The 392-nt window shown below is 65.1% G+C and carries 1 protein-coding gene; it reads right to left on the reverse strand.

Annotation, left to right across the window (positions count from 1 at the left end; translation table 11 throughout):
- Nucleotides 1–392: DUF1522 domain-containing protein (locus AC0L3P_RS40145; protein ID WP_473309478.1), on the reverse strand; the 392-nt coding region annotated here is incomplete at both ends.

The following is a 392-nucleotide window of genomic DNA, read 5'->3' on the forward strand; positions in this document are numbered from 1 at the left end:
GTAGTCGTTGGTGGTCGAAACCGTCAGCAGGCCGTTGGCATCGATCGTCGCCGTCAGGTTGTTGGCCTGAAGCTTCGTGTTCAGCTGATCGAGCGTCTTGACCGTGCCGCTGGTGCCGTCGCCGAAGGTGACGTTGACCGCCGTGCCGCCGTTGAAGGAGGAGAAGGTCAAGGTCTTGCCGCTGAGGCCGCCGACGCCCGAGGTACGCGCCGCGGTGAACGCGGTCGAGGTCCCGGTATTGCCGGCGAAGCCAAGCGCATTCAGCGCATTGCCGGTGCCGGTGATCGACAGGTCGGCATTGACGCCGGTCGAGAGCTTGAGCTGACCCGAGGCGTTGATCGACGAGTTGGTCTGGCCGGTCGCAGTCGCAAGCGTCGCGGTGCCGTTGGCAT

Source organism: Bradyrhizobium sp. WSM4874, assembly GCF_055811835.1.